The following is a 15,204-nucleotide window of genomic DNA, read 5'->3' on the forward strand; positions in this document are numbered from 1 at the left end:
GCTTTGAGATTTTATTCAGGTAAAAACTTAAGCGTTCTTGATATTAATGATTTCCTGATCGGTAAGGAGTCTCCAGTTACCGCGTGGTAAATTCTTTTTGGTCAATCCGGCAAAGGCAACGCGATCTACTCTTAAAACATCATAATCTAAATGTTCAAAAATGTTACGCACTACTTTGATGTTAGTCGTTTTTAGTTTAAGTCCAATTTCGCTTTTGGCTTCTCCTTCAATGTAGCTTACTTCTTCTACAAAAACACGGTGTCCGTCAATAAACAAACCTTTGCTGATTTTTTCCAAATCTTCAAATTTTAGATTTTTATCTAAAGAAACCTGGTATATTTTGGATGATTTTTGATTAGGAAGCGAAAATTTACGAATCAAATCGGTGTCATTCGTGAACAATAAAAGACCGGTTGTGTTTTTGTCCATTCTTCCCACAGCTGCAATTTTAGAAGTGGTAGAGCCTTTTACTAATTCTAACACATTGCGGTATTCCTGACCTTCGTCAAGAGCAGTGGTGAAGTTTTTAGGTTTGTTCAATAAGATATATACTTTCTTTTCAGGGGTTAAGGTTACTCCGTCAAAGTTTACAACATCGCCTGGTTTTACTAAATAACCCATTTCGGTTACCGGAACACCATTGACTTTTACATTTCCTGACTGGATGTAAATATCGGCATCGCGACGGGAACAAACTCCCGAATTTGAGATGTATTTGTTTAAACGAATTTCGTCTTTTGCTTTAGGTCTTTTGGCAGTTGGATTTGGTTTTTTCTCAACTTTATTTGAAGAAACTTCAGTAGCTTTTGTATGTGGTTTTGCTTTTTTAGGGCTTTGTGCTCTTTTTGGCAACGCAGCTTTCGGCTTGTTAGAGCTTGGTCTGGAACTATTTGGTCTGGAACCACCTCTTTTATTATTGCCTTCCTTATTATTCATAATCGTAGATAATTTTTGCAAAGATAGTATTTATATGATTGCTAAGTGATAAAAGGAAATTATAAAACTGAAAGTGTGTTTAGAAAAAGTGATTTTTGTTAATTATGACTTTTTCTAAAACGACAACAGTAATTTTTTACCATGCCATAAAACATTCGGGTCAATCAATACGATACAAAAAACTCCTGATACGATTAGAAATTTCAAAACGTTATGAAGGATTAAGAACTGGATTTTAGTTGAGGATTTCCATAAATACATCAGGAAAAAAATCAGGATGATCAGGCTGGAATAAAAATAGATGTCCATGTAGCCTACATCGTAAATTTCGATTAAAATGTAAATGGGGAATAATGTTAAAAAGGTTAATAAAGTAATTATTTTTTTAGAATTCTGCTCGCCGTAAAGTACCGGAATGGTTTGGTAATTGTCAGCAATATCACCTTTAATATTTTCTAAATCTTTAATCATCTCTCTGATGAGTAACAATAAAAATAAAAATGTGGCGTGGGCAAAAATAACCATGAACTGGCTTTTGTAACTTTCGATTTCGTACAAAGGCAGTTTCGTGTAATAATACAGCAAAATGGCAAAAAAAGGCAACACTGCCATTAATGCGGCCATCAGATTTCCAATTAAAGGGTATCTTTTGATTTTATGGGAATAAAACCAAATCAAAAAAATATACACAGAAAAAAATAATAAAGCCCGCCAGGAAATAAACCAGGCAATGATAGCTACAATAAAATTTAGGCTAAAATAAACTTTAAGTTTGGTTGACTGGCTGACCAAACGATCCAGCATCGATTTATTAGGACGATTGATTAAGTCTTTTTTACTGTCGTAAAAGTTATTGATGATGTAGCCCGAAGCAATAGTTAACGAGGAAGTAAAAACAATTAAAAACAGATTGAAATCCAGTAAAATATCCAAAGCCCTTATTTCGGGAGCCAGAATAAATATAGCCGATAAGTATTGCGCCAGAATGATAATTGGAATATTGTAGCCTCTGACCACAGAGAACAAACTGATAATTTTTAACGCTAAGAGTCTGTTTTTTCTACTAAACATTACTGTTTTTTAGTCAATTGATTTGTTGTGATTTACCGAAAGAGTAATTTTTAAATCAAATTTAAGGGTTTGTTTTTTAAAATACACTTCAATTGAATAAAATAACTAATAATTATGAGTTCCATTATTGGGATTACGAGATGAGAGAATCGTATTTTTTAGGCAAATTTATGGTGAATTTTGTACCAATGTCAATTTTTGAAGAAATTTCGATAGTTCCGTTAAGTGCTTTGATAGCGTCTTTTACCAGATAAAGTCCCAAACCGGTGCCTTTGTTGCTATTATTGGTCACAAAAAACATATCAAATATTTTATGTTGGTATTCCGGTTTTATTCCAATACCGTTATCAGAAATTACAATTTTATTACTCTGATAGTCTTCATAAGTGTTGATGGTTATATAACGATTTTCTTTTCCGCTATCCGAATATTTGATAGCATTCGTCAGTAAATTGTTGATGATGGTTTTTAGTTTCAATTCATCGCTAAGAATGTTGTCAATATGCAGTGTTTTGTTAATTTTTATTTGCTGTGTTTCCTGTCTGTATTGATTTAAGCTGATTGCGTCTTCTATTATTTGCACTAGACTTACATTGGATATAGCCATTTTGGCTTTTTTGTTTCTGGAATAATTAATGATGTCTTTTATAAATTGGTCTTGTTTATCCAGATTTTGATTCATAAGCGCCAAATATGCCCGCAATTGAGTAATGTTGTTTTCGGTATTCATGATTTCGATTAATCCTTTTAACGAAGAAATTGGCGATCTTAAATCATGTGAGGCACTGTACACAAATTTGTCCAGTTCGGTGTTGACGATAGTCAGATTTTTGTTAGTTTCCTCCGTCTCTGTTTTGGAACGTTTCAGTCGGTTAACAATTACCAGATAATAAATACTGACACTTCCAATAATAATTAGTAAAAAAAAAATATTGATTATTAAAAGAAGGCTTTTGATAGCGCGTGAGCCTGAACTCAGTTTTTCCGAAAAAGCTCTTTCATGTTGATTAATTTTAATGCTTAATCGGCTAATTTTTTTTAGAATGTTTTGTTGGTCAGTACTACTTAAACTGTTTGTGGTTGTTTTTTGATGTACTTCCTGTCCTAAAAGGTTTAATTCATCAATTAATAAATCTCCTTTTTCCCATTCTTTTATTGCTTTTTCAAAAAAAGAAACCGATTTGAAATTTTTAAAAAGCCAAATTAAGTCATCAAAGTCTTTAGGATTGTTTCGTCCTGCTTTAAGGCCGGCTTCCACTGTTTCTATTGGTGCATTGTTGAGTAAACCCATTCGGGCAATTTGGTCTCCATAAGGAACATTCAGTTCTTTATTGAAAGATTTCCATTCGGCAACATCTTTGGTAAAAAGATAAGTGGTTAAGTGACGTGTAGCATTATTTTGCCCTTTGGAATAATGTGATTCTCCATTAATATAGGCTCTGGAAGCTGACAGAATTTTTATGGTAAAATAATTACTTATTATTAGTAAAGTGCAGGAAAGAGTAACGATTAGTAACGGAATGAAAACATTGCCTAGCTTAATTTTTTTGAGGAGCGTATTGTTAAGCATATCGTTTTTATTTTAGTTTAACAAATGAAAACTGTAACTTAAAGATACATCGTTTTTTTGATTGAAATGTAAGAATTTATCAATCTGTTTAGTAAAATAAAAACTATTGATTGGAGTGGAGATTTTTTTCCTTAGTTAAATGAAAACACCAATAAAGCATCAGTTGTTTAATGCTTTATTGGTGTCAGAATGGAGTTTTTTTTTAAAACTGATAAACAACTTCCAGTTTATAATCTTTTAGAGAAGCTTTGGCACGTTCTAAATCTTCGGTAAAACCAAGGATGTAACCACCGCCTCCGGAACCGCAAAGTTTTAAATAGTAATCATTAGTTTCGATTCCTTTTTGCCAAATTTCATGAAACTGCTCCGGAATCATTGGCTTGAAATGATTCAAAACCACACGGGACAATTTTTTGGTATTGCTGAACAATGATTTCATGTCGCCACCCAGGAAGTTTTCCACACAGGCATCGGTATATTTAACAAACTGATTTTTTAACATGGCACGGAACCCTCTGTCTTTCAGGTTTTCCATAAAAATGTTAATCATTGGGGCTGTTTCGCCAATAATTCCGGAATCTAGAAGGAAAACTGCGGCTTTGCCATCGAAGCTTTGGGTAGGAATTCCTGTTGCTTCGATATGGTCTTTAGAGTTTATCAAAATCGGAATACTCAAATAACTGTTCAATGGATCTAAACCGGAACTTTTTCCGTGGAAAAAACTCTCCATTTGTCCAAATATATTTTTAAGCTGTAACAGTTTTTCACGGGTTAAATTCTCTAAAACGGTGATTTTGTTTAACGCATATTTGTCGTAAATAGCAGCAACCAAAGCACCGCTGCTTCCAACTCCGTAACCCTGCGGGATACTGGAATCAAAATACATTCCCGTATCAATGTCGTTTTTTAAAGATGGTAAATCAAAAGAAACCAAATTGGTTTTTTCGTTTTCCAATTTTTCTAAATAATCAGCAAAACGCTTTAAACTGGCGTTCGAAGCTAAAGCCTCTGCCGAAGGATTTTCATTTTTTTTCAAGGCTCCGTTATAAAAATTATACGGAATAGAAAGCCCTTTCGAATCACGGATAATTCCGTATTCACCAAAGAGTAATATTTTTGAATAAAATAAAGGTCCTTTCATATTTATTTTAAATCTTTTAGTTTATTTGGGTTTTGTCTGCTGTCAAAAACAGCTACAATAACAATGTGTTTTTGATTGAAATGATAAAACAAACTTGTTTGTTTGCTAATTACTACTTTTCTTATTTTTTTTATTAGAATTTGAAATTGGAAATAACTCAGGGGTTTTAATGATTAATTTTATACAAGTATTTATTTTATTTGAAAGTTTTCTTTTTACTTCAATATTCCATTTTGCTTCTATAAAATCAAAAATATTTTTGATTTCTCTCTTTGCCCTGGGAGTAATTACAACTTCCCTTATCATCTAAAGATGTGGTTTTATGAATTCGTCAAATGAAGAAAAATTTCCTTTTTCATATTCTTCAAAAGATTCATTTAATATATTTTGTTGTTCCTCTGTTAAATCGTTCCAAAAATCTTTTTGTTTCTTGTTGAAAATAGATTTGATAGACCGAATAATAGACTCATCATTGGTTTCAGCCAATAATTTTATTAGTTCTAATTTTTCTAATTGAATATCCATAATCTAAATTTTCATTAAAGATACTAAATAAATGAATTGATTTTAGTAGCACCTTCTCCAATTTCGTCACAAATGTACTGCGCATTTTGACAATAGCCAACTAATTCGTCCTGAATAAATTGCAACACTTCGTCTTTTACATTTTCAGGATACAAAACATGTACGTTAGCTCCCGCATCCAGTGTAAAACAAACCGGAATTTGGGTTGCTTTTCGGAATTTCCAAATCGCATTAATGATTTCCAGAGTATTAGGTTTCATCAGGATAAAATAAGGCGTCGAAGTCATCATCATAGCATGCAGCGTCAAAGCTTCGCTTTCTACAATTTCGATAAATGCTTCCAGATTTCCGTTTTCGAAAATGTTTATTAATTTATCTAAGTTTTCATGCGCTTGCGCAAATCGCCTTTCGGCAAAAGGATGGTTGTGCATTAAATCATGACCAACAGTGCTGGAAACCTGCTTTTCGCCTTTGTCAACCAATAAAATAGTATCCTGATAATTTTTGAAATTTTTGTGAATCGAATACGGGAATTCAAGACCGAATTCATCCGAACTTCCTTCAATATTAACGTGACTTCCCCAGGCAACAATTTTACCTTTTACACTTCGACAAGCGCTGCCGGAACCCAAACGCGCCAAAAAAGAAGCTTTTTGATAAAAATAGTCTTCGCTCATTTCAGGGTTTAAAGCTTTTTCCAAACTCATTAAATTCATTGCTAAAGCTGCCATTCCCGAAGCTGAAGATGCGATACCAGAACTATGCGGAAAGGTGTTTTGTGTATCAATCGTAAAATAATAGTCTTTTAAAAACGGTAAATATTTTTCAATTCTTTCAAAGAATTTCTGAATTTTAGGTTTGAAATCTTCTTTGGGTTTTCCTTCAAATAACAAGTCAAAGGAGAAATTCTCAGAATTGTTTTTTTTAGTAAAAACTAAATTGGTAATGGTTTTACAGTTTTTCAAAGTAAAACTCACCGATGGATTGGCAGGAATTTGGTTTGCCTTTTTTCCCCAATATTTCACCAGCGCGATGTTGCTGGGTGCGCTCCATTCAAAAGAACCTTTTTCGATGGTTTGTGAATAAGACGAAGGAATAAAATCGTTTGCTGTAAACATTTTTGCTAAAATTTGTCGCAAAGATACTTTTTTCTAACCGCAGATTCGCAGATTTTTTGCTCGTTTACTCCGAAATAATTAGTGTTTTTAAAATAATGTTGTGTAGGCTGAAAAGTGTTCTGTTTTCTTATTTTTGTCAAAAATAATTTCGATAATGAATAAAATTACAAAAATCCTCACGGTTGTGGTCACTTGTCTGGCTGTTGGTTATTTTTCCGGAATTGTAACCCGTTCAGCAATTGTAGATTGGTATCCCACTTTGATAAAACCAAGTTTTAATCCGCCCAATTGGGTTTTTGCTCCGGTTTGGACGCTGTTGTATATTATGATGGGAGTAGCTGCCGGATTGGTTTGGAACCGAATAGATTTTGAAAAAGAAATCGTCAAAAAAGCTTTGATTGTTTTTGCAGTTCAGTTGGCTTTAAATGCACTTTGGTCGTATTTGTTTTTTGGTTTGCACAATCCGATGTTAGCGGGATTGGAAATTATTCTTTTGTGGTTGATGATTTATGAAACTTATTTACAATTTTTTAAAATCAATAAAATTTCGGGTTATCTGTTCATTCCTTATTTGGCTTGGGTGAGTTTTGCGGCAGTTTTGAATGCTGCTATTTGGTGGTTGAACCGATAAAAAATCAATAGCAATGACAATTTCAATACAAAATTCAAATTTCTGTAGGTTAAACGGAGTAATTATTTCCTGTATTTAGTTTCGTTTTCTTTGACACGAAAAGCTACTATTTGTTGAATGAGTTCATAAGGAACAGGGGAGTTGAGTGGAAACTGAACTGAACCTTTCCCTTGTTTGTAGTTGGCTAATTCCTTTGAAAAATGGTTGTGTCCCGAAGGAGTAGCATATAGGCCAATGTGGTTTTTATAAGCGGCAAAATACACCAAAGGTTTTCCAAAAGTTTTGTAGGCGGGCATGCCGTAGGCGATATTTTCCTGACAATCGGGAGCTTCTTTTTTAATTATTTGCCTTATTTGTTCTGCAATTACTTGAATTTCTGCGGGAAGCGCCGCTATATATTGTTCAATTGTTTCCATTGTTTTAATTTATTCAGGAGCATTTACTTTTTTAAATTCGAAACTTTTTTGGTACAAATAATCCATTAAAACAAGAGAATTGGAATTTTTATCTGCGAGTATTTTTTTTGATTCGGGATCAAAATTGCAAAATGTTAAGAAAGCCTCGATTTCTTCTTTTTTGAGTTGCAGGGTTTCGGTAAAGAATTTTTCGTCGAAATTATTGGTAGCGACATCTTTAAATTCAACATTGGCAACCGCATTCTTTTTTCGTTTCAGTTTGTCGCCAAAAAGTAATTTTCCAATTTTTACAAAATCCATTCCATTAGTAATAGTTCCGTCATTTACACCGGGATTTTTTAATTGATTGGACTGTCTGTAAACGGCTACTTCATCTCTTTTGAGTTGTTCCCACTTTTTGTCAAATTCCCAATCAACGCTTACTTTCCGAATCACAATTTCTTTTAATTCTTCCGGTTTTTGGTCAATAGTAACAACCATATTGTTAGCTTCTAAATCTTCCAAACTCAATTTGATACCTTTCAAATGGTAATCCTTATCGTAAAATAAAATACTGTCATTTACACTTGCAGCCAGAATGAATTCTCCCTTTTCATTGGTTTTGGTAACCATTTCAGTGTTTTTATTAATCACATCTACATTTTCTAATACAAAATGATCAGACATGACTTTCCCCCGAAGTAATTTATGGTTTTGAGCAAGTACAAACTGACAGAAACAGGTAAATAGAAGTAAGAACAATTTTGTTTTCATGGGATTGAATTGAACTAGATATTTTATAAAAATACAATTATTTTTAATCCAAAACTAAGAAACATAATCAAACCCTTTTACAAACAAAACGTTATTCCTGTTTATCCTTTTGCCATTTTTTCATATCCAGCGTATAACGTTTATCTAATTTGCGGGCGGACAGATATAAAAACTTTATTGAGGCAATTTTTCTTCTTTTTGAATTTTCAATTTTGGACTGCCAAAATAAAAATAAAGACTACGTTTAATCGATTTATGAATTGCGTTCAATTCACTATTGGGACCAAATCCTCTGACGTTTGAATCATTAACTCCCATTTTTGATCCTACCGGAGGAATTCCATCAAGAAAAGAAATATTGCCTATTGGCAATTTAGGATGAGGCTTATTAGCATTAATAGCATAAAAATCAAACAATCGTACAAAAAGATCTTTATCAGGAGAAGCAATGGTAAACTTACCTTCCAATGTACTCAACTCCATCCACACGATATCGGAAAAATAACCTTTAAATTCCGGATAAATCCAAGGAAAATTCCCTGTTTGTGTAGTATTATATCGATTTTGATAAACATCTAAAGTAACTCCCTGTAAACGATTTTTCCATACACGACCTGGACCTTTACCTAACCATTTAGCCCCCATAACCAATCCTTCCGGATAACTAAAACTAATTCCCGCAAAAGGATAACCACCGTCAAGAGTATATTGATAACTCATTTCTAACCATCCGGTAGGTTGCATTTTCCAACGGACATAATTCAAGTTGCCGGAATAACTAGCTTCTACTACATAAGTATCTCCTTCTTTATAATGTTTTAAAGAGGTAAAGTTAGTAGTGCCACTGACTAAAACCGGTCCTTTGTTGAAAGACAAAGCAGCACCATTTTCATTTTTTACTTTTGTAATTTCTCCTGTTTTTTTATCAAAAGTTACTGTAATGGCATTAGCTGTAATGGTTAAAATATTTTCTTCTTCTTTTACTGCTACTGTTTTTGGTGTTTCTGCAGTCAAAATAGTTTTCAATAAATCTGTATTGGATTTTATTTTCCAAACCCATTTATAAATTTCATTAGCATCTGTTCCATAAGCAGTCAAAGTCAAAGCATCGGCGTTTTTCCAATCAGCTGGAAGGTTTATTTTTAATTTTCCTTTGCCCATAGGAGTGATATTCGATTCTTTGGCACTGCCAGAATTTAGTACGATATGTCCGATAGTTTCATCCTGTTTTTCATTAAAACGTATCAATTCCCATTTGAAATTACATTGGTTTAAATTGGTAAAATGATAACGATTTTCAACTGGAATTTCTCCTTTAAAGTCTTCAGGCAATTCCTTAAGTGTTATGTGTACCGGCGAATAGATCTCTTTAATTGCACTAAAACTACCTTCTTTCTCACGATGTGGCCCTAGAATTCCATCAGCTGCATTGTTACCGTTTACATCAATCATATTATTTAAATCCGTACGTACAACGCCCTCATCAGCAAAATCCCAAATAAATCCACCGGCACCTTTAACAGAATTCCAGTGCAATTCCCACATATCGGCTAAAGCTGCTCCGGCACCTCCGTCCTGCATAGCATGTAAAAACTCCGTAGGCATATAAATATTAGCGTCTGTAACAAGCTTTTTAGTACTATAGTAATCTTCATAATGGTTACAATCGATACCATTAATAGCATTTCCCGGTTTATGATGTGCATGGATTACCGTACGATTGGACAAATCGTACTTTCCAAAATCATCATCAAAATCAAAGTTATGGCCGCCTTCGTTACCATTACTCCAGAAAATTATTGAAGGATGATTAGCATCCCTGATCACCATTTCTTTCACTAACGGCTCACCGGCTTTAGTTGTATATGCTTTTTGCCAGCCTGCTAATTCGTCAATTACATAAAGTCCTAAAGAGTCGCACACACGAAGGAAATTTTTATCCGGAGGATAATGAGAACAACGCACGGCATTCATGTTCATTTCTTTGATGAGTTTTACATCCATCAAATCGGCTTCAGGATAAGTAGCACGACCGTATTCAGGCCAAAAAACATGACGGTTTACCCCTTTGATTTTAATTTTGGTTCCATTCAGATAAATTCCGTCTCCTTTTCGAACTTCAATAGTTCTGAAACCAAATTTATCTGAGGTTTCATAAACTTTATCAGCTCCTTTTTTAAGGGAAACTTTTACGCTATACAAATTAGGACTTTCAGCAGACCAGAGTTTTGGTTTTTTAACGGTTGTTTTAAGATTTATTACAGAATCGGCAGCGACTGTTCTAGCGGTTGTTGTTCCTACTACCAAACCTTTAGCATCTATAATTTCAGCAAAAATATCATATCCATCTAATTTGTTATTTAAATGAACATTCATACTAAAAGCACCTGTTGCCTTTGCATCTATAGAAGTCCAGGCAATATTCGCTTTAGGTAAAGCCTCTAAATATACAGGCCTAAAAATGCCGCCAAAAATCCAATAATCAGCCAAACGTTCCGCTCCATTCACTGATTTATCAGCTGACATTTTGCTTACTAATACCTCCAATAAATTCTTTTGACCAAATTTTAATTGATTACCAATATTGTATTTAAATCGATAAAAAGCTCCCTGATGTACTGGCCCAACTAACTTTCCATTAATTTTCACTTCGGTATCCGTCATAGACCCTTCAAAAACAATATTTACTTCCTTATTGTCCCATGAATCAGGTACCTCAAATTCATATTTATAAAACCCTTTTTCATCATTGTAATGGAAATTTTTCCCATTGGTAACATTGTCTCTTCCGTAATTGTAGCCACCAAAACCTTGTTGTTCCCAATGCCCGGGAACCTGAATAGTAGTCCATTTTCCGCTGTTACATCCAGCTGTTACCCAAAAGTTCCAGGTTTTGGAATGTGTAACATCGGTGCCGGAAAGATATTGGATTTCTTTTTGAATGCCGGATTGACCAAATGAATTCAGGATACTCAAAAGAAATAAGACAAGAGCCAGAGAATTAGTTTTTAAAGAATATTTCATTAGTATTTTATTTCTTTTGATTAGCATTGTATTTAAAAATTTCTCCGTTTACGATTACATTTTCTAATTGCATGTTTTTTACATTGTCGATTTTCAACGGGGTTTTAATACCATTAAACTTGCAATTAATTACTTTAAGATTTTCTATCGGGGATTCTTTATAGGCATTAACCCATATCGCATATTCACCGCCTTTTTCCACATTTAAGTTTTCTACCCAAATATTACGAATGACAGGCATGAATTTCCCGGGATCTTCGTAAAACATATTGAAATGAATGGCCGATTCGCCATAACTCCCCACTGTAATGTCTTTCAGGAAAATATTCTCGATAGTTCCTCCTCTGGATGATGATGTTTTAACCCGTAATACTCTGTCCAGATTTTTGCTGTCCATTTTGCAATTAACCGCATAAATATTTTTAGCTCCTCCTGCAATTTCACTACCAATGACGATACCGCCATGCCCGTTTTTCATCTCACAACCTTCAATAATATGATTCTCGGCAGGTTTTTTATTGTCTCTGCCGTCTTCATCCCGGCCTGATTTTATAGCAATACAATCATCTCCTGTGTTTAAATAACAATCTTTGATGAGTACATTTTTACAGGCATCAGGATCAATACCATCTGTATTGGGGCCTTCAGAATCAATTTTAATCTTTTCGATAGTTACATTTTCACACATTACAGGACTTACAAACCACATAGGCGAATCGATTAATGTAACTCCTGAAATCAATAAGTTTTTGCAGTTATAAGGCTGAATCATATATGGTCTTAGATAATGACCGTCCCCAAAGATTCTTTTTCGTGGATCTACTTTTTCGCGCATCATCACATGCAGACTTTCTCTGGCTTTAAACTGATTTGGTGCGTCTTTTTTCCAACCGTATTGTGCTCTTCCTTTCCACGGCCACCAGTGGGTTTTGTCTGCATTCCCATTTAGTGTTCCTTTTCCGGTTATGGCAATATTTTGCTCGTTATAGGCATAAATTTGCGGAGAATAATTCATGCAATCCATACCTTCCCAACGTGTCAATACCAAAGGATAATCTTTAGTATCCTGAGAGAATATGATGGTTGCTCCTTCGCTTAAATGCAAATTGACATTGCTTTTTAGATAAATTGGTCCTGTGAGAAAGTTTCCGGCAGGGACTACTACTTTACCTCCGCCAGCTTTATTGCAGGCTTCAATTGCTTTTTTAAAAGCAGCGGTATTCTTAGTCACTCCGTCTCCTTTAGCACCAAAATTAGTAACGAGATATTCTCTATTCTTGAATTTGGGAGCTTTGATTTGTTTTTTTATTGCGGCAATTTCTTTTAATGCCTGTCCTGATGAAGTCCATCTTTTAGGTTCTTCCTTTGCTGTTAATGCTAAAAGCAAAATGGATAGAATAAGCAAAGGAATTTCTATGGTGAATAGTTTTTTTATATTCATCTTTTTTTAAGTTATTTTTGTAGGAATTATCTCTATATGGTTTTGTCAATTTGATTTCAAAGAGAAGTTTTGTTTTAGAAATCTCTATATCGTTGTTTTGTATGGTCTATTAATTACTAACAGTATTAGAATGTTTTTCATAGAAAACGTTTAATGTACTTTTTTGCAAATCTTTTTCCCATTTCTCTTTGACTTTCGCCATCAAAATGAACTTTATCACCCTTGTCTTTTAAATCGGCAGTTTCAACTATATCTGCATATTTATCTTCCTGAATATATTTGTGGCTTTCGTTATTTATCTCTGCCCATAATTGCGGTTCTTTTGAAAAAGAGCCTATTTCACCGATTAATATTGGTAATTTTTCATTTCCAACGTCTTTTCTAAAAGAGCCAAAAAGAGTTTTTAGATTTTGATTGCGATTTGAAATCCCTTCTTTATTAGCATCCGATTCTCCCTGATGCCATAATATGCCTTTTATATTCCCATATTGTTTTCCTAATGCAAGCTTCTCTTTAAAGTTTGAATACAGATTTATTTTACGGTGTGGTAAATCTTGTATCCATTTTTCAATCGGACTTCCGCCAACAGCTGTTGGAAGCAATAGTATAACTATGTCTTTGGGAATACTTTTTAACAACTCATTTGCAAAAGACATTCCACAATCCAAACCTCTATAGGCCGGAGTACTAAAATGAATCGGTTCTTTTGCAACAATAAGTTCGTTTTTACTATTTATGGTTAAAATTCTGTTATTGGCAATAGTATCTTGGGGTTCTACTAAACCGCGTCCCTCCATATTAGACTGACCTGCCATTATAAAAACCCAAACTTTCGATTTATTGGGAATTGTAACTACTTTTTCCTCCTTATGTGGAAAGTTTCTAGTCCTTTCTTCATCCATTTTTTGTGCCATGGTACAAAAGCACTGAAACAATAAGATCGAGATTAAGACATATTTTTTATTATATACTTTCATTTGCTGCAAATAAATTTATTGGTCAACTCAATTAATTTAAATTTTTAAAATCTTTAGTTACCATCTGGTTTTACAACTTCTTTAAGCGGACTTAAAGGCCAGTAAAAATCTTCAAAAGTTCCCGGTTTTGCAGGATCTATTGCGGGTACAACAGCTAAAATTGAATTAGCTAATTTCATATGATTATCTCTAATTCCTTTAACAACTAACTTTGCTATTTCATAAGCTCCATAAGGCCTAAAGTGCGTGTTATCGGCTAATGGCTTGTCTTTTCCCGGGAACATATTTGCCGGATAATGAACAAATGCTTTAATCGATTCCTTTTCTCCTAAAGCTTCGTACATTATTTTTGACATGGTATTTAAGTCAATTAATGCTACATTTTGTTCTTTGGCAGTTACTCTTACCGCTTCAGGATAATCGCCCAGAGTTTCCAAAATTTTTCCGGTTTTATCAAATCTTCTTCTTTGAACAGAAGTTACCAAAACAGGAATCCCCCCCTTTTTCTTTATTTCGGCAATTACTTTTTCTAAATTTGTCTTGTAATTTTTAAAAGCACCGTAGTTTTCTCCTTTTTGTTTTTGATCGTTATGCCCGAATTCTATAAAAACATAATCACCGGGTTTCAACAAACTATATACTTTATCAAATCGATGTTGAGCAATCGAACTACTCAAAGTTTCTCCTGATTCGGCATAATTAGCTACGGCTACTTCGCCAGCTTTGAAAAAAGCCGGAATCATTTGTCCCCAGGAAGCCCATGGCTCATTAGATTGATCTACTACTGTAGAATCTCCGGTTAGAAAAAGCGTAGTAACATTAGTATTCTCAGGATATATTTCAATAGCATTCACCTTTGGACTTAATCCATTAAATTCAAGAGTTAGCTTATCATCCCATTGATAATTATCTTTTTCTCTTGGTTTAAGACTTACCTTTTTATATTTACCTCCACGAATAAGGCTGTCGCGAATGTGAAGTGTAAACTCAACAACCTTGTGTTTTCCGCTTTCTGTTTGCAATCTGTAAACCATCATTCGTCGGTTTTCAGCTCTAATTACTGTTTCTGAAATAGCTGAGTCATCTCCTAATGTTACTTTAATATGATAGTTCCCTTCCGGTAATTTTACTGAGAAATAAAAAGGTTTATCAGAAGTCAGAAATCCATCGGTCAATGCCTGCTTTCCTGTTTTTGTATTTGCTGTTGTCGATGTTCCAAAATCGATCCCGTAACCTTTTTCAGCTGAATATATTGTTTCCGGTAATACTTTTAAGTATCCCGCTTCTGCTTTCCCTTTTCCAAAATCAAATTTAAAGCTGATTGGGATTTCTTTGATTTTCTTTGGATTGGTAGTTTTTGGTTTTGACCAAGTTTGGCTAAAACAAAAAACGAATATTAATAGGAGCGCCAATTTTAAATTTGGAATAATTTTAAAAATGAAATTTTTAAATAAGTAGGTTGACAGGTTACTATTCATAGCACAAAATTTTATGATCGAATATCAAAAATAAAAATATCTAACTATTTTGCGCTAAAAGGTATTGATCAAAGCTTATCCATAATTTTGGATGTGCTGTAAAGGCTTGTTGTCAGTGGTTTA

14 protein-coding genes are annotated in these 15,204 nt (G+C 33.8%); 1 reads left to right on the forward strand and 13 read right to left on the reverse strand.

The window, feature by feature from the left end; all coding sequences use genetic code 11:
• Positions 1-27: 27 nt before the first annotated feature.
• From H599_RS0102855 to H599_RS0102885, 7 genes are all read right to left on the reverse strand, one after another.
• Positions 28-936, reverse strand: coding sequence for a pseudouridine synthase (locus tag H599_RS0102855; RefSeq protein ID WP_026712734.1), 909 nt, complete (start codon positions 934-936; stop codon positions 28-30).
• Between the two features lie 114 nt (positions 937-1,050).
• On the reverse strand, positions 1,051-2,007 hold the full coding sequence (locus H599_RS0102860; RefSeq protein ID WP_026712735.1) for a geranylgeranylglycerol-phosphate geranylgeranyltransferase: 957 nt from the start codon (positions 2,005-2,007) through the stop codon (positions 1,051-1,053).
• Positions 2,008-2,140: 133 nt separating this feature from the next.
• A complete protein-coding gene (locus H599_RS0102865; RefSeq protein WP_026712736.1) occupies positions 2,141-3,577 on the reverse strand; it encodes a sensor histidine kinase in 1,437 nt (478 codons plus the stop codon).
• Positions 3,578-3,779: 202 nt separating this feature from the next.
• Entirely contained in the window at positions 3,780-4,718 is a 939-nt protein-coding gene (locus tag H599_RS0102870) for a mevalonate kinase family protein (RefSeq protein ID WP_026712737.1), read from the reverse strand.
• Positions 4,719-4,823: 105 nt separating this feature from the next.
• Positions 4,824-5,024 (reverse strand): type II toxin-antitoxin system RelE/ParE family toxin, encoded by a 201-nt coding sequence (locus H599_RS19115; RefSeq protein WP_051590616.1) that lies wholly within the window; start codon positions 5,022-5,024, stop codon positions 4,824-4,826.
• A complete protein-coding gene (locus tag H599_RS0102880) occupies positions 5,025-5,243 on the reverse strand; it encodes a hypothetical protein (protein ID WP_026712738.1) in 219 nt (72 codons plus the stop codon).
• Between the two features lie 23 nt (positions 5,244-5,266).
• Entirely contained in the window at positions 5,267-6,361 is a 1,095-nt protein-coding gene (locus H599_RS0102885; protein ID WP_026712739.1) for a diphosphomevalonate/mevalonate 3,5-bisphosphate decarboxylase family protein, read from the reverse strand.
• Between the two features lie 154 nt (positions 6,362-6,515).
• On the opposite strand from H599_RS0102885, the gene H599_RS0102890 reads away from it, so the two are divergent.
• Positions 6,516-6,992, forward strand: a complete 477-nt coding sequence (locus H599_RS0102890; protein WP_026712740.1) for a TspO/MBR family protein — start codon at positions 6,516-6,518, stop codon at positions 6,990-6,992.
• A gap of 62 nt (positions 6,993-7,054) precedes the next feature.
• Here H599_RS0102890 and H599_RS0102895 read toward each other — a convergent pair whose 3' ends face one another.
• The 6 genes from H599_RS0102895 to H599_RS0102920 all read right to left on the reverse strand — a co-directional run bounded on the left by H599_RS0102895 (position 7,055) and on the right by H599_RS0102920 (position 15,081).
• Positions 7,055-7,408: an iron chaperone gene (locus H599_RS0102895; protein ID WP_026712741.1), complete on the reverse strand. Its 354-nt coding sequence runs from the start codon at positions 7,406-7,408 to the stop codon at positions 7,055-7,057.
• Between the two features lie 9 nt (positions 7,409-7,417).
• Positions 7,418-8,161, reverse strand: coding sequence for a hypothetical protein (locus H599_RS0102900; RefSeq protein ID WP_026712742.1), 744 nt, complete (start codon positions 8,159-8,161; stop codon positions 7,418-7,420).
• Positions 8,162-8,335: 174 nt separating this feature from the next.
• Complete coding sequence (locus H599_RS0102905) at positions 8,336-11,185, reverse strand: glycoside hydrolase family 2 protein (protein WP_211253734.1); 2,850 nt, start codon at positions 11,183-11,185, stop codon at positions 8,336-8,338.
• 7 nt (positions 11,186-11,192) lie between these two features.
• A complete protein-coding gene (locus H599_RS0102910) occupies positions 11,193-12,626 on the reverse strand; it encodes a glycoside hydrolase family 28 protein (RefSeq protein ID WP_245600478.1) in 1,434 nt (477 codons plus the stop codon).
• Between the two features lie 137 nt (positions 12,627-12,763).
• Entirely contained in the window at positions 12,764-13,528 is a 765-nt protein-coding gene (locus H599_RS0102915) for a sialate O-acetylesterase (RefSeq protein ID WP_211253735.1), read from the reverse strand.
• A gap of 128 nt (positions 13,529-13,656) precedes the next feature.
• A complete protein-coding gene (locus tag H599_RS0102920; RefSeq protein ID WP_081810494.1) occupies positions 13,657-15,081 on the reverse strand; it encodes a rhamnogalacturonan acetylesterase in 1,425 nt (474 codons plus the stop codon).
• Positions 15,082-15,204: the final 123 nt, after the last annotated feature.

The organism is Flavobacterium daejeonense DSM 17708 (genome assembly GCF_000425425.1).
GTDB lineage: Bacteria > Bacteroidota > Bacteroidia > Flavobacteriales > Flavobacteriaceae > Flavobacterium > Flavobacterium daejeonense.